Source organism: Bifidobacterium polysaccharolyticum (assembly GCF_016101585.1).
GTDB classification, from domain to species: domain Bacteria; phylum Actinomycetota; class Actinomycetes; order Actinomycetales; family Bifidobacteriaceae; genus Bombiscardovia; species Bombiscardovia polysaccharolytica.
Genome location: NZ_JACFQG010000003.1, coordinates 139,784 through 159,617 on the forward strand (window position 1 = coordinate 139,784; position 19,834 = coordinate 159,617).

Consider the following 19,834-nt stretch of genomic DNA (forward strand, 5'->3'; position numbering starts at 1 on the left):
GACGTACCGATTATCTTGGTTCCGTTATTTCTTTGAAGTTGTCCATGAGGGGCTAAAAGTTCTGCAGGGGTTACAGTAAATTCCCCGCAGAAACAGTGCGCCTGTTCTGCTGACTGGTCTGCGCTTAGACATCAAGCAGAAGGCAGTAGAGCCCATGATCCATAGGTCGGTCAAGACAGAAATTGGTGATGGTGACGAGCATCCGGTCATTGCCGTCCGGCCCTGCTTTTCTTCCCGGCATACGGTGGCCCTATAGCGGTGACGGGGCCTAGGTAGTAGAAGTTGCGGTCTGCCGTATCCTGTCAGCCCATGACGCAAGGTGGAATGTTGCGCAGGCTGCTGGTTGCAAGGTTCGGTCAGTTGGTTTGAGTAGCTGACTTGTGCGTGCCCTTCAGTGGGATAATGCCCAGGAACAAGGCTGCAACCATGATCAGGATGCTCAGACCGAACATGATGATGTAGCCGTGGGGCAGGTCGGCGATGGCTCCCCAGAAGAGAGCGGCGAAGGCCGAAGCCAGGGAGCCCACCATCTGAATGCGGGCGTAAATGTTGGTGTAGTCATGCGAGCCGAAGACTGCCGTAACCAGAATGGGCGTCTGCACTGTAGTGCATGCGTAGACCAGGCCGAAGGCGAAGGCTCCCAGCAGGAGAAGCGCAGGCAATCCGGGGAAGGCGACCATGAGGCAGACGCCGAGAACGCCGCCGCCGATGCCCAGGCAGAGCCCGCCCACGATGCTGCCGTCGTTGACCATGCCCAGGATGACCTTGCCGATGGCCTGGCCGGCCATGCAGGAGGAGGCGATCAGGCCTGTGTAGGCCGCCATGGATGGCAGGGATGCTGCATAGGAGGGCAGGAACTGGTAGATGGTCTGATTCATGGTGATCAGGCCGCAGAAGAGTGCCAGCGCCCAGAAGGCAGGGGAACGCAAGGCCTGGGAAGCGGTCATGCCAACAGTCGACGTGACAGGCTCTGGGCTCTTTACGTCTTTACTTCCGGTGTTTGGGCTGTTGGACGCAGCCTCAGCTGCAGCAGGCTCCTGGCCGGTGGCGCCATAGGGGAGCAAACCTATCTGCTCGGGCGTGCCGCGAATGACGAAAATGGTGAAAGGCAGGGTGATCGCCAGAATGAGAATGGCAAAGACCAGGTATCCCCGCCGCCATCCGTCAGGGGCGGATCTGATGATCATGGTGCCTATCTGGTTGAAGATCACGCCGCCTATGCCGGTGAAGGCCATGCACAGGCCGATGAAGAACCCGACCCGTTTGCGGAACCAGGCGTTGATGAGCGTGGGAACCGACAAATATAGAATGGGCGGCATGCCGATTCCCAGAACCACTCCGCATAGGTAGAACTGCCACATGGCGGATGATCGGGACATGCCAAGGCAGCCCAGTCCGGCCAGGATGGTGCTTGCCGTCAGGACGATGCGCAGATCATAGCGGTGCATCAACCATCCTGCCACCGGCAGGAAGACGACCATGGTGACGCTGAATATGCTGAAATACCCCGTAAATGCAGCCTTGGGAACATGAAAGTAGTTGCTGACAGGAGTGAAGAAGATGCCTGCGCAGCTGCATACCAGCGATACGGGGATGGCCGTGAAGACAATGCCCGACAGCACGATCAGGTACGGATAAACAGCCTGTTTTCGTGATGAGGGCTGTGTCGGTGTGGTCGACATGACTGCGACCTTCCTCTTATGGGATCGTGGCTAGCCAACTGATGTTTGGTTTGTATGCTCCCATCGATCTGTGGCTCGTCTGCTCTGAATGTCCACTATGGGAAATGTAAGGACTAATTGTAGTTCAATATTTGACCCTCACCTATCGTTACAATGCAGATTAAGACGATGCAGATTAAGTAGTTTTGCGACACTGCCGTTTTTATTCCTTGCAATGGAGTGAACAAGCCCCTTTTGGCTAGCAGTTGCCTTTCTTCGTAGATTACTGTGTCGATTCTCCATATGCCCATGCTGATGCCGCCCTGACTGATCTGTCCTTCACAAAAGGTTCAGCCCTGTACCACGCATCTGGTCACAGTTGTCGATGTGTGCCTGATAGTAGTAAAGACTTGCACCTCCAGCGACTCGAGGTTGTACCATCAGGCCGAATGAACATCTAGGAAAGGCGGGACTATGACAGTTGCAGATAAGACAGTGCTGATCACCGGAGCTTCTTCTGGCATCGGAGAGGCTACGGCGAGACTGTTGGCGCAGCGAGGGGCCAAGGTGGTGCTGGGTGCTCGTCGCAAGGATCGGCTGGATACAATCGTCGACGACATTGTTCAGGCTGGTGGCCAGGCGGCTTCCATGGCTCTGGACGTTACTGATAGGCAGGCCAATGAGGACTTCGTGGCCTTCGCCAAGAAGCAGTTCGGCGGAGTGGACGTGGTATTCCTCAATGCCGGGCTCATGCCTAATTCTCCCTTGTCGGCTCTGCATGTGGACGAGTGGGATCGGACTATTGACGTTAACCTCAAAGGCGCACTGTACGGCATTGCTGCGGCCCTGCCGGAGTTCACCGGGCAGCGTCACGGGCAGTTCATCGCCACCTCTTCGGTGGCTGGTCTCAAAGCCTACCCGGGCGGAGCAGTTTACGGGGCAACCAAATGGGGCCTGCGTGATCTGATGGAGGTGCTCAGGATGGAGTCTGCCCAGGAGGGGACTCATATTCGCACCTCTACCATTTACCCGGCAGCCATTCGAACCGAGTTGCTGGACACCATCACAGACAAGCAGACCTTGGCTGATATGAACAAGACCTACGACACCTATCAGATCGATCCCGAACGGGTGGCTCAGGTGGTGGCCTTTGCCATTGATCAGCCTGAGGATACCAATGTATCGGAATTCACCGTGGGCCCCACCATTCAGCCCTGGTGAATTCCTCCGCCGCTGCCCTTAGTCGCCACTGGAGGAAAGAAGACGAATGCCGGCTTGTGCCATGGCCTTTCGAGCCTCGATGCCCTGATCCTCGCTGACCGGGACAGTCAGATCCTCGAAGACCGTGACCTGGTAACCCAGCTTTGCGGCATCCAAGGCCGTCTCCTTGACGCAGTGGGATTCGGCGATGCCGACTACATCCACCTGGTCGACTCCTACTTGCGCCAGTGCGTCGGCCAAGGTGACTCCAGATGACTTGGCGGCAGCGAATTCCTCCCTGCTCTGGATTCGATCGGTGTTGTCTTCGATGCCTTCGAATCCGGAGTAGGCGGCGGAATATTGGCCCTTTTTGAAGTGATGGGTGATGCCCAGCTCCCGAATGCTGGGATGCAGCTCCGCCCCGGGTGATCCGGCCACGCCGTGCTTGGGCCAAGTATCCACAAAATCCGGGTGATCGGACCAATGGGATCCGGGTTCGATGTGCCAATCCTGGGTGGTGGCCATGTAGGCATAGTCCTTGGCGTGGTCGTGGACATAGTCGGCGATTTTGTCGGCTGTGGCGTTGCCTCCCTCGACTCCCAGCTCACCTCCTTCGCAGAAGGTCGGTTGAACATCCACGACGATCAAAGCCTTGGACATAGTGATCACTCCCTTGGTCGATGCTGACGGTAGGCAGAGGGAATACCGGTTGAAGCTCCTCGATCATTTCCTCTTACGCATCAGTCTAATTCCCGCAGATGCGTCGGTCCTTCCGCGTTAGTGCATGTGGACGAATATGGCGGCGAATCAGCACCTTGTGGACAAGATGATAAAGGAGGTAGCAAGGGTGATTAACCGTGGCTGTGTGAGGTGGATCCATACGGTCTTTTGGGGCGTTTGCTTGGTATCATAAGCAGGATTGTACGTAGTTGTGGCCGGTGCTTTTAGGCCTGCCTCTTCCGTGCGATGACGGAGTGAGCATTGTTCCAAGGGAGGAGATGCGGTATGAGGATCAATGAGTTTGGGCAACCTATTGGGGATGCGATTTCGTTTGCCGGGGCCAGGGTGCCAGAGCCTGTCATGTTGACTGGCAAGACCGTTCTGGCAGTACCCTTGGACGAAAACCAAGGTGATGCCTTCTATGAGCGAATCTTCGGTCCAAAATGCGACGAATCCATCATGACATATACCACTCACGACCTCTACCCTGACAGAGCAGCATTCGACTCAGGATTCGCAGCCATGATTGAAAGCCGGGAGCCGCTATTCTTTGCTATCCTTCGCAAGCCATCCGCACCTGACTTTGGTGTCGGTCAGCCTGTGAGTGAGAAGGATGCAGATTTACGGGAGCATGTGAAGCTTCATGATTCGTCGGATCTGTTGGGCATGTATGCCTTGCACCGGATAAGGTCCGACATGGGAAGCGTCGAGATGGGCCACGTTATCTATACCAGGGAGTTGCAGAGAAGCAGGCAGGCTACCGAGGCCCAATATCTGATGGCTCGGCATGTCTTCGAGAACTTGGGCTATCGCCGATACGAGTGGAAGTGCGACAGCCTCAACGCGCCCTCACGGTCGGCGGCGCTGAGGCTGGGGTTCAAGGCTGAAGGCCGGTTCAGAAACGACATGGTCTACAAGGGTCGGACTCGGGATACGGATTGGTTTTCCATATTGGATAGTGAATGGCCAACAGTGAAAGAGCGGTTGGAGACCTGGCTGGATGATGACAATTTCGATCAGGATGGCAGGCAGAAGCGCCGTCTGCAGGATTGCTGAACTATTGCTGTTGCACTGCTGCATCCTTGAGAAAGCCAAAATAGGCATTCATGGCTCGGGCTGTGGGAGTGTCATTTCGACGCATCAGTGCAAGTGGAGTCCCTTCAAACAGCACCTTGCCGCCCGCGCTCCCGGCTCCTGGGCCCATATCAATCACCCAGTCGGCCTGACCGATGAAGCGCAGGTTATGTTCTATGGCGACAACAGTCAGGTCTTTATCAGTGATGAGTTTGCGTAAGAGGGCAATCTGCTGCAGGATATTGGATTCGTGCAGGCCGCTGGTAGGTTCATCCAGAATCAGAGTCTCACGAATTCCATCCTTGAGCAGCTTGGCCAGCTTGAGACGTTGCAGCTCACCGCCCGAGAGCGTATCGAGAGCCTGTCCAACGGATAGGTAAGACAGACCGACATCCTCCAGGGCCTTCATAGCTGGCCCCAGCACCGTACGATATTGGTGCATAGCCTCGCTGGCAGTCAGTTTCAGCGCCTGGGCGATGCTGAGACCGCAGTATCTCGCAGATAGAGCCTGTGCTGAATATCTGGTTCCATGGCAGCTTTCGCAGACAGTGCTGGCATCGCCCATGTAGGCAATATCAAGAGTGACAATTCCCTTGCCCTTGCAAACAGGGCAGGCTCCGGCAGCGTTGAATGAGAAGAGTGACGGGGACTCACCTGTGGCCTTGGCGAAGGCCTTGCGCAGTGGGTCGAAGACGCCCAAGTAGGTCAACAGGTTGGAGCGCCCACTGGCCTTGATCGGCTTCTGATCCAGGAGTATGGCATCATGCTGAGCCATGAAGCCTGCCTTGATCAGGGTGCTTTTGCCTGATCCGGCCACACCGGTCACCACTGTCAGCATATGCTTGGGTATCTTGGCGTGGGCTTCTCTGACGTTGTGGGCAGTGACCTTGTCTATCGCGTAGAAGCCATGCGATGGCGCCACTGGTTCGTTCACTACGCCTGGATCTGACAGAGCTCTGCCCGTGGCTGTGCCGCTTTCCAGCAGAGACTGATAGCTCCCTTCGAAGACGATCCGTCCTCCTTCCCTGCCTGCTCCTGGCCCCATGTCGACGATACGGTCTGCAATACCGATGAGCTCGGGGTCATGATCCACGATTACCACCGTATTGCCCTTGTCCCGTAAGCCCTTGAAGATTTTCTTGATCCCGGTCAGGTCATGGGGATGTAGCCCAACGCTTGGCTCGTCAAAGATGTAGAGAACGTCATTCAAGGGGCTGTTCAGGCAGTTGGCGATTTTCAGACGCTGTGCCTCTCCTCCGGAAAGCGTAGAGGTGCCACGCTGTAGACTCAGGTAGCCCAGACCAACCGTTATCAGGTTAGCTATCTTGCGCTTTAGGTCCTGCAGAATGGTCTCGGTCTGATCGTCATGAATCTTCCCCAGCCAGTCCTGCAGGTCAGCAACGCTCATGGCGGAGCAGTCAGCTATGTTCAGTCCGCCAATCTTGGCTGAGCGCACCTTGGCGTTGACCCTGGCCCCTTGGCAGTCGGGGCACTGGGTGATTCGCGTAACCTCCTCCAGCTCGTGCTGGTACTTGTCACCGTTCTGGTTGATGAAGGACTTGGTGATCCGGGGCACCAACCCCTCATACATGGCCGTCTTGTGCCAGTTGGGACCAGGGTGTGCCGGTTTTTGCTTCTTGCCATACAGCAGAAGGTCAAGGTCGCCGCTCGTCCACTCCCGTAGGGGCAGATCGTTGTCAAAGTAGCCTGAATCCGTATACCTGGTCAGTCTCCAGCCGCCCGGCTGGAAGGTGGAAAAGTTGATGGCGCCCTGATTCAGCGAGAGATTCACGTTGAGCAGGCGATCAAGCACCAGACTGCGCACCGTTCCCAGCCCCTGGCAGGTTGGGCACATCCCCGCAGGATTGTTGAAGGAATACGTCATGGAGTACCCGATGAAGGGCTGGGCCATACGGGAGAACAGCAGGCGTAGGGCGGTGTAGATATCGGTGTAGGTACCCACGGTCGAGCGGGCATTTCCCGAGAGCTGCTTCTGGGTGACGACAATGGAGAAGGGCAGGTTATCGATGCGGGCGACTTCCGCGGGCTCATACTTGGGCAGGAGCTGCTGGATGTAGGAGCTATAGCTGCGGTTGATCATGCGCTGTGACTCGGCTGCCAGCGTGGAAAACACGAGGGACGACTTACCTGAACCTGACATGCCGGTGACCACGGTGATGGCCCGTTTGGGTATGGACAGTGAGACCTGCTTGAGGTTGTGCGTAGAGGCCCGATCAATAAGGATGGATTCTGTCCTCATCGGGCGACTCGCTCCTGACGCAGCTTGGCAATGAGTCTATTGGCAAGAGCAGCGAACTCTTCCTGCTCGTCTTCGGACCAGACCTGTCGGGCATCCTCCTCGAGGGTCTTATGCTGTTGATCGATGATGCTGAGCATGTCTCGGCCATCCTGAGTCAGGCTGGTCTCCAGCTCTCGCCGGTCACGAATATCGGGCGTCTGCCTGATGTATCCGAGATCGCGCAGCGTGCTCAGGTTCTTGGAGACCTTGGATCGGCTCATACCAAGTCGCTGACCAATCTGTGAGGGCCTGAAGGCTCCAGTACGCAAAACAGTGAGGATATCGAACTGTTGCCAGGTGATGTCTCCTGGGTTGACCCTATTACGCTCTGCTACGAATTCGCACTGCAGATACATGAGAGCATCATAAAGGGAGGATGGCCTATTTGATTTCATATTGGAAACTATATCATGTTGGAAACTATATATTTCCCGAGCCGTTTGGTAGTGCTCTAGCTTCTGTCTTGTCTGGCTATCGAATCCATGAAGTTAGCCCCCCCCCCCCCAGGATGTCATTGCTTTATATTTGGCCTTGTTTCGTTGAAAAATGGCTGGGCGCTTCATGGATTGCTTAAGTGCTTGGCTGTTTAATCCTGCGCTCTCACAGTCCGTAGCCATGCGGTGAAGCAGGTCGTTATGGATTTCAGGCTGGCAGAGCAGCCTCTGGACATGGTTGATGCCTTGGAAGAAAAGGGCGGGGAGTGATGTGTCCAATATTTCCAGGCAGAGCAGAGCGTGCAGGGAGAGGGATAGTCCCCGTGGCTATGCAGCATCGGTGAGAAATATATGTTTGTGATGGTACTCGATAAATTCATGCGAGGGCCGGCTGATCGATGGCAATGTGATTCTCTGGTCTTCGAAAGCGTAGAGCCATTGATCATTGATCGGCGAATGCCTTACCTTGTCGTGGTTGACCATGATGCGGTAATCGTCGTCGATGGAAATGAGCCCTTGATCAAACGCCCGGTCGTGGAGTGCATTGAGCAGCAGGCCGTTCGATGCAGCGGTTTTCTCGGTTGGGGTTGATGCTTTCCATGGTTTGATATGGCTGGCAATCAGCATCGAAGGTATCTGCATACCTGTGATGCAGCATGTGTACTGGTAGTTCAAGAGCAACGAATTGCGGAAGTAAGACTGGTTGATCCGCTGAATCGTGGTCGCTTCGCGCTCGCGGCCTTTGGGATTGAGTTTGCCAAGCAGCAGTCTTGTTGCGGTTTCGAGCGAGGAATATCGGTCGGAAGCCAAGGGTGCTGGATGGAAGTCTTGTTTGTTCGCTTGCAGGAGTGCATGTCGGAGCAAATTGAGGCATTCTGCCATGAAAGCATCGGGATTTTCCTCGTACCATTGCCAGACTTGGGAATCCATCTTGCTGCCATGCTTCATGCCTGCCTTGCCTTGTGCGCTCCGATTGACGTCACGGGCTGCGATGTTCCAAATTTTCAAGGCGACTGAGGCGGGTGTGCGGTTCAGGAATGATGCCAGACGCTGCACGTCTAGTCCATTGTCATCACACTCTCTAGGTTCAAGTACGATGTACAGGGCAAACGCCATCATCGTTTCTTCGCGCGACCAGTTGCGACGGCGCGACGCGACATTGACGTTCATTGCCATACCTCCAGGATAATCGGCCGTGAAGCTTGCGGGATGTATGTCTGAGGGAATTCTGAAACCTGCAAAGCTGAAGGTGAATTGCCGGCAAGGGGCGTAATGGTTGACTGTTTGCAGGCGTTCCAGTCGCTGTTTTATTCTGGCTACATTGCTTTGTTCCTGTGCGCACTGTGGAAGGAGAGGGACGGATGACAAGGGAGTTGGAGCTTTCGCCACGGCACGGCAGCGAGTTGGTTTCTGTTGAGTATTCGTTGGAGCTTGCGAACGACAAAGGTATAGAGGCTGGAATTAGCCTTGCTAAAGCGACCGAAGATTTTGGTGATGGAATCTATGTGGAATCCATTGAAGAAGATGCTGCAACTGACCATGTGCAAGATGACGCGCAGCTTGATTACAAGATAGCTGCAGCTTGTGGGGTGGTTGCTGGTTTATGCGATTCGATTTTTGTTGGCAAATTCTCTCTGGACAGGGCGAACGAGTGGGGTTCGGAGAAAGTCAATGAATTCGTGGTTTGGGTGGCAAAGCAGCATTCTGGTTTTAGAGGAGAGTCCCTGCGTGATGCCATTCAATTCCTAGAAGATCAATATCCTTTTGTTAGCGATAAGTACACAGCCGAATTTGGCGGTGGTTTGCAGCATCATCTCAGGGACTTTTCTCACCACTTCTCCCTTGAAGGATTGGTATTCTCGATACTTACGCAATTTACCGGAAAGGTATACGGCACCAATCAGTATGGGGATTTCATTGCAGTCCCGGTGGAAGAACAATGGTTCAAGGAAGGACTGATCGGCGATAACTTCTGCGAAAAGCTGTTCTTAGGCGCGGTGCAATGGTTCTTTCACATGGCATCAGACATGGCGGGGTCAAGTTCGAATCCCGGTAAAGGCACGGGGATACCTGGGCCTTTTCTCTCTATTATTAAGGCATTGTCCGTCTTGCCCGTATTTAAAAATGCCATGGATCCTGGCATGGGGGCGCGCAATTTCATTTCCAAGATGTTTAATGGGACCTTATTTGCACAACTGGATGATGAAGGTCGTAAAGTGCCTCGTAGGTTTAACCTGCGAACTGAAATCGGAATTGTGCATGAACTGGGGCGCCAGGCGCTTCCAGTGTTGCTGAATGAATGCTTGACGCGGGGCTGCTATTTTCTTCATCATCTGTATCTGGAGATGAAAGATAATGAGGTCCGCTCTTTGTCCGATTTGAAGCAGCTGGACATGGACCGAATTCTTCCATTCAATAATTCCAGAGTTGTTCGCATGGTATCCATTGCCTCGGCCACTTTTACTGCGGTGGATCTGGCGGATGCTGCTATTCGGGCTGCATTGGTCGGGTTTACGGAAGGCAGGGTACTTGCCGGCAAGGAGTTCTTGCTGAGAGTCAACTACGTAGGTGTGACTCGTCTGGTTTTCGCAATAGGTGTGGATGTCAAAACGGTATGGGAACGAAGAACAAGCCACAGGCAGCGGCAGCAAAACGACGATTCGGCCGATCGGGCGACAATGGAAACGCTCTCGTTGAAGCCGGAGCATCTATCTGTTCTGTTCTCGATAGAGCGACTGGCGCTTTATGAGGACATAGATCGAAGTAAGGCAGTGGATCGAGGCGAAAAAGAAGAATGGTTTGGCAAATGGTCTGAAAGCCTCCCTGCTGACTGCGTTCTTCTTAATCGTGGGCAAGTGAAAGAGAGAATTGAAGAACTTGTTGCACGAGATGGAACTACATGGAAAGCCTTGGTTCTGATTGAACTTGCACGGTTTGTGCCATATGACTCCTATCGTTCTGAAATGGAGTCAGAGGATCCTGACGGAAGGTCAGACTCCTCAATCAAAAGGACTAAACGCCCAAAATTTGATTCAAAAATTCTCGAAGAATTATGGCGTGATGTAAGCGGCGATTCGGACAAATCCCCTGTGCAACAGACCGCTAAGGCGCTGAATAAGAATGCAGGCGTATTGGATGGTAGCCGAACCAAAATAATTGTCGGTGCTGCCGGAACTGCCGCGGTTGCGGTTGCTACGGGAGGTGCAGCGTTTACATTAGCGCCAGTCATAGCGCCGTTGTTTGCCGGATCGGCTGTTGCCGGCCTATCTGGTGCTGCTCTTACCAGTGCGAGCCTTGCAGCGGTTGGCGGTGGTGCATTGGCTGCAGGAGGACTCGGTATGGCAGGTGGCACGGCCATAATCGCTGGTGGCGGCGCAGTCTTGGGTTTGGTTGGTGGTAGTGGGGTAACTGCTGTTACTTCGCTTCTCACTGATTCCAAAGGAGCGTTTGCCCTCGACGAGTGTTCGAAGCTCCTAACATTTTGCCAATCCGACTTTGCTCAAGCTGATATGAAGCCAAAGACGATTGAACGGATGCGACAAGGCTTGCTCGATCAGATTGAACGAATTGAAATTCAGCAGGAGATTCTCTATGGGCGTTCTGGAGACAAGGAATTAGATAAGTCTGAGAAAAAAGAAACGAAGAAGGAGCTTTCCGGTCTTAAGAAGAGCCTGGGTTACATGCGTAATTGCGAAAGGGAATTGTTGAAGCTGATCAATCAAAAAAGTCACTCGTAGGAGATTACGGCAGCCGCCAAGGACGATGTCGGATTGGCCTGATCAAGTACAGCGCTGGAGCGGGAATCATGCCGAGATGTATAAGCATCGGATTCTGCAGATTGTCATCTTGGGGAATGCAGGGGATATCTCTGATTAAAGTCTTGTTCTGCTTTTTAGTATTCCAGGTTACTGATTGCATTGGAAATGTTAAAGGGGGTCCAGTTCTCTCTGCTGCCAGACTGTTTGTTTAAGGGTAGTTTTAACTGAATTCAGTTATCCTTTACCGGAATTCAGTGAAAAAGTATATAATTCAGTTAAGGCCAATAGCTCAGAACAGGTGGTGGACGACGGATGGCGTGTGAGTACGGCAAGGAGACTTTGTCCAAGGAATTCAAAAGTGATCTCAAGGGCTTGCCGGACTCCGAATTGGTAGAAGCAGTTGTTGCCTTGGCCAATACGGATGGCGGATGCTTATACTTGGGCGTTGAGGATGATGGCACGCCTACCGGTGCGCAGCAAAAGCATCAGGATCCGGTTGGAATGGCTGCAATGATTGCCAATAAGACTGTGCCACCGATATCGGTTCGTGCGCAATTGGTTGGCAATGACATCGCGGTTATTCAGGTCGAGGTGCCCAAGACGCAGAGCGTGGTATCAACAAAGTCGGGTAAGATTCTCCGTCGCATGATGAAAGTGGATGGCACGCCTGAAAGTGTACCCATGTATCCGTATGAGTTTGCAACTCGTCTTTCTGATCTGGGAAAGCTCGACTATTCAGCTCAGCCGGTGAGGGGATCAACTCGGGAAGATTTTGATCCGTTGGAGCGTGATCGTCTGCGCAGGATCATCGCCTCTTATCAATCTGGTGACCAGAACCTTCTTGAGCTTTCGGATGAGGATATGGAAAAATCGCTGCGCCTTGTCGTATCGGTCGATGGGGATTTGACACCAACCTTAGCTGGCTTGCTGCTCATTGGCAACGAAGATGCATTGCAACAGTTCGTTCCGACGAATGAAGCGGCTTTCCAAGTTCTTAACGGCACTGACATCAAGGTGAACCAGACGTATCATGGCCCTTTGCTCAAGACCATAGAGCAAATATCCGCTTCGTTTAAGCCGTGGAATCCGGGGACGGAGCTGAATGTGGGCCTGTTTTCTTCGATTGTCCCCGAGTTTGACGAAAGGGCTTTTCGAGAGGCTTTGGTTAACGCATTCGGCCATAGGGACTATTCGGTTCTCGGACGTGTGCGCGTATTGGTGGACGATGCTGGCTTGACCATTGCCAATCCCGGTGGGTTTGTGGAAGGCATAAATGTTCATAACCTGCTTACAGCTGAGCCACATGGGCGTAACCCATGTCTGATGGATGCATTGAAGAGATCTGGCCTCGCCGAACGCACTGGGCGTGGGATCGACCGCATTTTCGAAGGTGCCCTGAACTATGGCCGTCCTCTGCCTGATTATTCGAGATCCAACGGGCGTGGGGTATCAGTGCTGTTGCCGCGCAGTGCGCCCGATAAGGCGTTTGTGGAGCTGCTGGCCGAGGAGCGTGAGCGTAGTGGCAAATCCATGTCTCTCGATGGGTTGCTTATTCTGGACAAGCTCAAGAGAGAGAGGCGCTGCAGCTTTGACGTGTTGTCGAAATCGATGGACATGAGCGACCAGCGTCTACGCACGGTTTTGGGGCAACTGACTGAATCTGGTCTTATCGAAAGCGTTGGCACCGGGGCTCGCCGAACATATATGTTGGGTGCGAAGGTGTATCGGCGTAGCGGCAAGGTAGTGGAATACGTTCGCCAATCGGACATCGATAGAGTTCGGTACTCCGAATTAATCATCAAGCTGATCCATGAACAAAAAACGGTGAGTAGAAACGACGTAATGGAACTGCTGCACCTTAGCGGGAATCAGGCGTATTACCAGTTGCGGAAGCTCGTTGATGAGGGGCGTATCAGAAAAGTTGGTAGTGGAAAACGTAAAGCACGGTACGAGGCGGTGTAGTGGATAAGTCAATTGGGATATCGCTAATCGAGTCTACCTGAATTCAGTTATTTTTAACTGAATTCTGTAAAACCAGTGTCCGTTTTACGTTGTTTCTCAACATACACGGTCGCATACTCGCGAAATGTGATCTTGCTTCCGGTATTGGCCTTGCCCGGAACCTTCGGCGGAGTCCACACATTCAAGTTGATAGGGCACATGCCTTATTAAATCATGTCTTGGCCTGAGTCTCTTTCTCTTCATCGAAGTTCTTGTGGATGCGGACAGGGTTTGTACTTTGCGAAGTGCGTGCCATGGTAATCAACCCCAGCTGCCGCAGACGGATGAACGACGTCGTTTTTGGGCTGAGTGCTTGAGCGCTAAAGCGATACTGCTTAACTTACTCCAGATAACGGGTCAAAAAGAAAGAAGACGGAGCAGGGACAATCTTTGAAATGTTGCCAAAAATGTTACAATCCCGCCCTCTAAGCGAAAAAAGGGATTTTTGGAAAACCAAAAATCCCTGCTGGCGGAGGATACGAGATTCGAACTCTGATCTTTCATAATCCCCGCCGTTGCAAAGGTTATTAAAGAACCAGGAAAAGAGGGAACCACCTAATTCACCACCTAAGTGACGTTTTCAAACGTACCAAGACGGCGCATAATGACGCTCCAATGATAACTCGAACGAGCAAATCCAGCCGCTCCTAGGGGCGGAGAACAGGGCTCGCGAGTGTCTCTATTTCCAGAATTAACTGACGTGATGATGACTCCAACTAGTTGTGGTGAAGATTTGACTAATGGGGCCAGGGGGGACCTAGATTCAATCTCGGGGGCCTCGCTTTCGGCCACCTAGCCCCATGTCCATGATGGACATGACAGAATCTGGGCGGGGATTGGAAACCCCATGTTCTTGGACTATGAGGTGGGATGAGCCAGGCTCATGCCGCTTCAATAGCGTGCATGAACATGCGCAACTGCCTTGCCGACAGGCGTGTAGGATTCACCGCCCCTCTTCAAGCATGTGTATGACACACTCAATTGGCGGACATTTCCACTAGAGGGAGATTCTCCAATAGTGGCTATGATGACCTCAAATGGCCCAACAAAGTCAATTCCTGTGCATCTCGAACCTGTTATTAAGCAGGCTACTGTCCCGCATGCCGCAGGCATGACGCCCATGGCCGCAACGCGGGGAATCGTCCCAACAGATAGGAACTTGCGGATACATCTGCATTGTGGCGGCATATCCTCTAGGGTGCATGTGCTGATCTGTTTGCTCTGACACCAGGAAGTCAGTGAGGGCATTGTTACGACGGTCGCCAATGGCAGAGGTCGGCCGTGACAGGCCGGTGGAAGGGCTTGCCACCATGTTGCTTACCCCTGATCGCTAAGGTGGCTCAGCCTGACTTAGCCCGTCTTGACTAGGGTGGGTTTCACTGGTACTGAACCCATGGACTACGCCCGCGTGCACAACTATGGTCACGACGGGCACGCCCTAAGCCCAGCTTAGATCTAGCATAAAGTTAGAGGCGTTCGTTTGGCAATGGATTGGGAGAAAGACCGGACGTGATAGTTTTGAACCCTCTACACTTCCGAGCCGTCTCGCTGACGGTCTGAGGATCCACCCCGAACGGTACTCCGACCACCTGTGTGCACCCCTGCTTCAGCTTGTGGTGCTTGGTCGGTTCATTGGACCTACGTAGGTATTAATCCTAGTGGTCAAAAGTTGAAATCGCGGCCCAGGAAATTGCTTCGACTACTTTGTGGGGGATTCTTCAAACAAAAACAATAATAGTCCAGTAAAGGACGAAAATAATATGCGTATCACAGACCATAGCCAATCTTGAGAATATGGTTTGGAGGTGGAGACGAGAGATCCATTTCATTAATTTCAATACGGGGGCCAAACTGGACAGAGGCTGTTAAGCCCTCCTCGCCCTTTATCGGATACTCATAGCTATTGCCTGTATCGTCTTTCCATGTGATATGGAGAGTGTATTGAAGTTGAGTAGTTTTTTTCCAAGGTCCCCTATAAGGGAATGGGTAGTTCTCGTTCCCTGTGTTATTAAACCATGTGTGCTCTGTATTTGGTTTCAGAACACTTACTTGCAAATCTGCCTTTGTCGGGCAGTTTCTAGACCTTGGTTTTTCATCATTGCATTCCCAATAAGCTCTGATTTCTAATGCGACACCGCCCCCAACATTGGAGATTGCTAGTTTACAGTTTAGATAGTGGTTAACAAGAAAATCAGTGGAACGGGTTACTTCGATGATGGGAACCAGACGCGGCAACAATTGATGTTGATGGGATTTATACTCCCCAAAAGCGACCATGGCAGCTACAATAGCTACGAGAAAAGTACCGAATTCCCACCATGCAGACCAATCAATATTCCCGGCGAACACGTCTGCGATTGTCGCACGAAACTCATGGTTGTGCTTGAGATATTGCCAAATCAGTGGAGTGATAATAAAAAGCACGACAAGACAAACGAAAACAACAAGTATGATGATTTTTCGAATGACCGGCCGCTGCAGGTGCCAATACTTCTTTACTTTATCTAAACTTAGCTTGCCCATGCCCCAATACTAGCGTCTCGTAAAGTTGATTAGGGATGTCAACAACGGAATTGATGACACCCCTTTGCCTTCTCTTAGCCCCTGTATCAGGCTAAAACAGGATAAAAACAAATTGGAAAACCTGAGATGCTCGAAAAGCAGTTATGGCGGCGCGGGAGAGGTCGGTTCGATTGGCCTTCTTCTGACCCATTACTCCGTATAGGAATCCAACCGCCACCCAGAGTTATTGTGACAACGCTATTTCAGGTCGTTGGCCTGCTGTGCCTATTGGCTTCTCTCAATTATCGTGACGAAGGTAAAACAGGATGGAGGTGGTTGGTTCGCGAGCGCCCATGTCGTCGGTTGGATGCTCCTGGTGGCCTCATGGTGAAGGGTCTGAGCGTCTTGGGTTACTTATGACTCCACTGGGTTGCATCCGAGTAAAAATGACTCTTACGGCGCATGCATGTTTGGTGGTGCTATCCGGCGGTTATATTCACCCGCCCGGGAAGTATCCCCCCACCCACCCCGTTATGAACCCAGCTTGGAGTGAGCTACCTGAGCTTAGAAGAAATTATTTCGACAATGTGACCAACATCACACTATTGTTTTGAGAATATGCCTATAAACGGCTTCTTCATGCCGCTTCTCGGTATCATACAAATAAGTTCTACGACAAGGAGATACCTGACTCGCTGAACAGAAAGGAGCAAGCATGCACAGCAATTTATGGCTCTTGGTGATCGCATTCATCTCGGCAAAGTTGATCAATCGCCTAAGCCCAGTACAAGCAACTGTAGCACTGATTCTGATTTTTGCAATCAGCACCATCGTCTGTATGTGGTGAAATTGTAGAGAACCTGAATCATTGTGGCTTGCCGAGCTATAAAAGTCGGCAAGCCACACCCCATGTCATTTCGTTCCAAGCTGCTGTAGTTCTATCTGACTGTCAGCCGCCCGTTCCTATTTGCTTGATGTTGGTGTTGTTGCGGTGTTGATGGTGAGTCGGGCGAGCCGGTTGGGGCGGAGGACGCCGAAGCCCAGGCGCATGGTGACGCGGATGGCCAGGGAGTCGTTGGCGAAGTATGCCTGGTCGCTGGTGGCGACGGCGGCTTGGCTGGCGGCGCTGAGTACCTGGCTGGCGGCGCTGAGCACCTGGCTGCTGTCGTTGAGCAGGATGGTGTATTCACGCACCCCCCCCCCCCTATGCGGCTGTGGGGAGGGAGGAATAACGATGCGCAGGAGTGTGTCGGCCTTCTTGCTCTGTTGCGATGGGAGTGTGCCCCCTGCGATCATCGCTTGGGGCTGTTATGGGGATCGGGGTCATGGCGATCTTGGTCGGGTGCTTGGTGGGGATGGGCAACCGGTCATTTCCCAGAACCTGGCCTTGCGGCGTTAAGGGTAACGGGAGCCCCGACGGGGTATGCCCAAGCCTGCACGTAAGTCGATCGTCGCACATCTGCGCTCAGGCTGGATGGCAAGCGTGGGTCTTCTGGAACTTTCCCGGTCGCGGGGGGATACAGGCAATATGCCCCTGGGTGCTGGGAGCCGGGGAAGGGGGGCTCGCCCCCGTGGTCAGGGGGAGGCGTCACGCTCATGCGGCCCCTGACAGATAATCAGCGACTCGCCCCCGTGGTCAGGGGGAGGCGAGGAGACTCGAAAAACACCATGAACAAGGAGATTGAGCAATGAACAACATGGCTGATGGGACGGGGCAGGAGCAGCCGGAGGCCAGAAGCGTGGAGAACACTTCATTGACCTACCTGTTCAAGCAGTTGCGGGTCAGAACTGGGCAGAACGGGTCTTTAATGGACCAGGTCTGAAACTGTTGGCCTTGTGCCGGATTGGGGATGCTTTGGGGACTCAGTACACGTTGGATGACATAGACCAGGATGGCATCCAGATTTACGCCCAGTCGTAGGCCAGGGAGAATAGGCGGGGCCTCCGGCCGTCCACACGAGGGGATGGCCGGAGGCCCCGCTGCTCTTCGAGGGGTGTTGGGGATACGGGGAATGTTTTACACATGTTATAGGCGTTATACCGTTATATGTGTTCTCCTGATTGGGTTCCCGTGTTATATAAGTGCGTTATATTCGGTATACAGGCGGGTTTGTTTGTATATCATGTATACCGCTGTATATCAGTCGACTATCACACGTCACCCCCTTATAGGAGTATGCATATAACGGTATAACGCTTTGGGCTGCGGGTCAGTGTCAGTGTGAACATACAGGTAGGGTCCACAGATCGTTCGAGGTTCGTCCTGTGGTCTCACCGACATGCTCTACCAGGCCATCCTCGTACAAACCCTCAAGGACCCGGTAGCATAGGGTGCCGTTCCTGCCGCACCTCTGCCTGAGCACATACCCCTTGATCCCCTCACGGGCATCATCCTCCCCCAGCGAGCGCAGTATGGCGTTCCTTACAGTCTGCTCCTTCCTGCACTCAAGACTCTCGGAGGCCTCATCCTTGATCTGCATGGAGTCCGCTATGCGTGTCCTCTGCGCCTCCCTGCCCAGTTCAAGGCATCTTCTCCTGGTCTCAATGGAATCCGACGTGATGGCCTTGGCGGCCAGCCAGTCATCCATGTCGACCTGTTCGCGGCCGTCGGCCATGGCGAGGATTCCAGCCACTTTGACGCTTACCAGCAATTTGTGGGTGTCCAATGGGTCGATTCCCACTCCGCGTAGCGCATCGAGTCTTTGAGCGTCAACCTCCTTCCATACGGCATCCGGATAATCCAGGATGGTGAGTGGGTAGCGTTCATCGGGGTTGAGCATGTTACTACGGTCACGCTGCTGATAGAGAAAGTCTAGGTCATCCCGATCCGGGTCATATGGAATCAGACCCAAACTGACCGGCAGGCTGCCTTCAGGGCGATCGGGACGCTGGTCGGGTGCCTGGGGATCACCGGTGTTGGCCCACAGGAAGCGCTGTGGCAGGCCGGTGCCGCTCTCGTTGGTTAGGATATCCGCGTTGGCGGGTTGTACACCTGTGACCAAGGCCAGGGAATAGCCATAGCGTGGAGCCATGAGACGGTCCGAATCGTTCTTGTTCCAGGCCCCCAGGGTCTCGCCGCTGAACGCGCTGGTCAGGGTTGGTACGATCGTGCTACCCTGTCTGGACGCGGCCCCTCCCAGGGAACGGATCTCGGGAATGTTCAGCAGGGCGCGGGGGTTGGCGCAGAACAGTTCACTGTCGTGGGCCTTGGGGTCCTCCGGGTTCTCCCGGAACCTTCTGCCCGCGAAGATGGCTACTAGGCCTTCGCCCGATGCCGGCTGGGTCTCGACCGCCCCACGGAGGTTGGGGATGAGGCTTTCGGCCGTGCTGATTGTGCTGCCCTTTCCGGCTCCCGAAGCACCCCAGAGGGCCAGGAACAGGTTCAGGGTGATAGGACTGGACCCCACAAATGCGGGAGCAGTCACCGTGGGCGGGATCAACGCCGAGAGACGGGTCAACACCGTGTCTAGCAGGGCCGTCGGTGCCACCCGGCAGGCTCTGGCGTAAGCTCTCACGTAGGCGAACAGGGGACGGCCCTCCCAGAAGTCCTTGTCAAGCAACTGGCTCACGTCGCTCATGCCGCCACCTTCAGACGGAGGTCTCCAGCGACCTTGGACCATGGGTCTCCCTCCATCAATCCGAGCCTGCACAGGACCCGGGAGGATTCCCTGCCGTCCGCGAGTGCCTCGCTCTCGTACCGTCTGGCGCAGGAGACCAGGCGTTGACGCATGTAGGACACGTCCATGCGAAAACGGTCAGTGAGCATGCCCGACTCCAGCAGGGTGAGTATGCGTTGGTCGCTGCCCACGGTTCTGAGAGGCAGCATGGCCGTTGGAGGGGCGGTGCTGGGTGTGAAGGCCCATGTTCCGTTCTCGCTTAGGAGGCTGGCCGCTTGGACCATGATGCAGGCACCTAGGTCGTGGGTGCTCGCGAACAGAGCTATAGGGATTGGGGTGATGTGGGAGGCCAGGGCCAGGAGCGCCACCGCCTGGGTCCGCGAGCCCAGGTTGTGGGTGAGGGTCAGGGCGTATGGTCCCCATGCGGTTTCCAGCAGGTAGCAGCTGGTGGTGGACAGGGTGTAAAGGATACGGTCGGGGTCAACGCCGACAGGTATCATGGCATTGTCTTCAGAACCCTTCAGGCCGCCAGCTTGGAGGGTTTTCTTTTGCTCGATCATGGTCGGGT

The 19,834-nt window shown here is 53.8% G+C and carries 14 protein-coding genes; 5 read left to right on the forward strand and 9 right to left on the reverse strand.

The window, feature by feature from the left end:
- Nucleotides 1-356 precede the first annotated feature (356 nt).
- Entirely contained in the window at nt 357-1,682 is a 1,326-nt protein-coding gene (locus H3T90_RS06085) for an MFS transporter (RefSeq protein ID WP_198229942.1), read from the reverse strand.
- A 453-nt stretch (nt 1,683-2,135) separates the two neighbouring features.
- Here H3T90_RS06085 and H3T90_RS06090 point away from each other — a divergent pair, with 453 nt between their 5' ends.
- On the forward strand, nt 2,136-2,882 hold the full coding sequence (locus tag H3T90_RS06090; RefSeq protein WP_198207524.1) for an SDR family oxidoreductase: 747 nt from the start codon (nt 2,136-2,138) through the stop codon (nt 2,880-2,882).
- An 18-nt stretch (nt 2,883-2,900) separates the two neighbouring features.
- On the opposite strand, the gene H3T90_RS06095 is transcribed toward H3T90_RS06090, so the two are convergent.
- On the reverse strand, nt 2,901-3,521 hold the full coding sequence (locus tag H3T90_RS06095; RefSeq protein WP_198229943.1) for an isochorismatase family protein: 621 nt from the start codon (nt 3,519-3,521) through the stop codon (nt 2,901-2,903).
- A gap of 345 nt (nt 3,522-3,866) precedes the next feature.
- On the opposite strand from H3T90_RS06095, the gene H3T90_RS06100 reads away from it, so the two are divergent.
- Nucleotides 3,867-4,637 (forward strand): GNAT family N-acetyltransferase, encoded by a 771-nt coding sequence (locus H3T90_RS06100; RefSeq protein ID WP_198229944.1) that lies wholly within the window; start codon nt 3,867-3,869, stop codon nt 4,635-4,637.
- Nucleotide 4,638: 1 nt separating this feature from the next.
- On the opposite strand, the gene H3T90_RS06105 is transcribed toward H3T90_RS06100, so the two are convergent.
- The 3 genes from H3T90_RS06105 to H3T90_RS06115 form a co-directional block, all read right to left on the reverse strand.
- Nucleotides 4,639-6,915, reverse strand: coding sequence for an ATP-binding cassette domain-containing protein (locus H3T90_RS06105; protein ID WP_198229945.1), 2,277 nt, complete (start codon nt 6,913-6,915; stop codon nt 4,639-4,641).
- A complete protein-coding gene (locus H3T90_RS06110) occupies nt 6,912-7,349 on the reverse strand; it encodes a MarR family winged helix-turn-helix transcriptional regulator (protein WP_198229946.1) in 438 nt (145 codons plus the stop codon). Before H3T90_RS06110 ends, H3T90_RS06105 begins: the two co-directional genes overlap by 4 nt.
- Nucleotides 7,350-7,715: 366 nt before the next feature.
- Nucleotides 7,716-8,564: an HNH endonuclease gene (locus tag H3T90_RS06115; RefSeq protein ID WP_232350607.1), complete on the reverse strand. Its 849-nt coding sequence runs from the start codon at nt 8,562-8,564 to the stop codon at nt 7,716-7,718.
- A 185-nt stretch (nt 8,565-8,749) separates the two neighbouring features.
- Here H3T90_RS06115 and H3T90_RS06120 point away from each other — a divergent pair, with 185 nt between their 5' ends.
- Both H3T90_RS06120 and H3T90_RS06125 read left to right on the forward strand, forming a co-directional pair.
- Nucleotides 8,750-11,125, forward strand: coding sequence for a hypothetical protein (locus H3T90_RS06120; RefSeq protein WP_198229947.1), 2,376 nt, complete (start codon nt 8,750-8,752; stop codon nt 11,123-11,125).
- A 360-nt stretch (nt 11,126-11,485) separates the two neighbouring features.
- Nucleotides 11,486-13,108: an RNA/DNA-binding domain-containing protein gene (locus H3T90_RS06125; protein ID WP_456298260.1), complete on the forward strand. Its 1,623-nt coding sequence runs from the start codon at nt 11,486-11,488 to the stop codon at nt 13,106-13,108.
- Between the two features lie 1,806 nt (nt 13,109-14,914).
- Here H3T90_RS06125 and H3T90_RS06130 read toward each other — a convergent pair.
- Together H3T90_RS06130 and H3T90_RS06135 are read right to left on the reverse strand one after the other, a co-directional pair.
- A complete protein-coding gene (locus tag H3T90_RS06130) occupies nt 14,915-15,670 on the reverse strand; it encodes a DUF8453 domain-containing protein (protein WP_198229949.1) in 756 nt (251 codons plus the stop codon).
- Nucleotides 15,671-16,612: 942 nt separating this feature from the next.
- Nucleotides 16,613-16,843 carry a hypothetical protein gene (locus H3T90_RS06135; RefSeq protein ID WP_198229950.1) on the reverse strand — a complete coding sequence of 77 codons (231 nt, stop codon included), beginning with the start codon at nt 16,841-16,843 and terminating at the stop codon, nt 16,613-16,615.
- Between the two features lie 494 nt (nt 16,844-17,337).
- Between H3T90_RS06135 and H3T90_RS09000 the strand changes: the two genes are divergently transcribed.
- Nucleotides 17,338-17,472, forward strand: a complete 135-nt coding sequence (locus H3T90_RS09000; protein WP_269751106.1) for a hypothetical protein — start codon at nt 17,338-17,340, stop codon at nt 17,470-17,472.
- Between the two features lie 393 nt (nt 17,473-17,865).
- Here H3T90_RS09000 and H3T90_RS06140 read toward each other — a convergent pair whose 3' ends face one another.
- Both H3T90_RS06140 and H3T90_RS06145 read right to left on the reverse strand, forming a co-directional pair.
- On the reverse strand, nt 17,866-19,227 hold the full coding sequence (locus H3T90_RS06140) for a hypothetical protein (RefSeq protein WP_198229951.1): 1,362 nt from the start codon (nt 19,225-19,227) through the stop codon (nt 17,866-17,868).
- Nucleotides 19,224-19,826: a hypothetical protein gene (locus H3T90_RS06145; protein ID WP_198229952.1), complete on the reverse strand. Its 603-nt coding sequence runs from the start codon at nt 19,824-19,826 to the stop codon at nt 19,224-19,226. The genes H3T90_RS06140 and H3T90_RS06145 overlap by 4 nt, the downstream gene beginning before the upstream one ends.
- Nucleotides 19,827-19,834: the final 8 nt, after the last annotated feature.

Bases quoted from the DNA above. Each gene is read 5' to 3' on its own strand.
- H3T90_RS06085 (WP_198229942.1), bottom strand. From the start codon at position 1,682: ATGTCGACCACACCGACACAGCCCTCATCACGAAAACAGGCTGTTTAT.
- H3T90_RS06090 (WP_198207524.1), top strand. From the start codon at position 2,136: ATGACAGTTGCAGATAAGACAGTGCTGATCACCGGAGCTTCTTCTGGC.
- H3T90_RS06095 (WP_198229943.1), bottom strand. From the start codon at position 3,521: ATGTCCAAGGCTTTGATCGTCGTGGATGTTCAACCGACCTTCTGCGAA.
- H3T90_RS06100 (WP_198229944.1), top strand. From the start codon at position 3,867: ATGAGGATCAATGAGTTTGGGCAACCTATTGGGGATGCGATTTCGTTT.
- H3T90_RS06105 (WP_198229945.1), bottom strand. From the start codon at position 6,915: ATGAGGACAGAATCCATCCTTATTGATCGGGCCTCTACGCACAACCTC.
- H3T90_RS06110 (WP_198229946.1), bottom strand. From the start codon at position 7,349: ATGAAATCAAATAGGCCATCCTCCCTTTATGATGCTCTCATGTATCTG.
- H3T90_RS06115 (WP_232350607.1), bottom strand. From the start codon at position 8,564: ATGGCAATGAACGTCAATGTCGCGTCGCGCCGTCGCAACTGGTCGCGC.
- H3T90_RS06120 (WP_198229947.1), top strand. From the start codon at position 8,750: ATGACAAGGGAGTTGGAGCTTTCGCCACGGCACGGCAGCGAGTTGGTT.
- H3T90_RS06130 (WP_198229949.1), bottom strand. From the start codon at position 15,670: ATGGGCAAGCTAAGTTTAGATAAAGTAAAGAAGTATTGGCACCTGCAG.
- H3T90_RS09000 (WP_269751106.1), top strand. From the start codon at position 17,338: ATGAACAACATGGCTGATGGGACGGGGCAGGAGCAGCCGGAGGCCAGA.
- H3T90_RS06140 (WP_198229951.1), bottom strand. From the start codon at position 19,227: ATGAGCGACGTGAGCCAGTTGCTTGACAAGGACTTCTGGGAGGGCCGT.
- H3T90_RS06145 (WP_198229952.1), bottom strand. From the start codon at position 19,826: ATGATCGAGCAAAAGAAAACCCTCCAAGCTGGCGGCCTGAAGGGTTCT.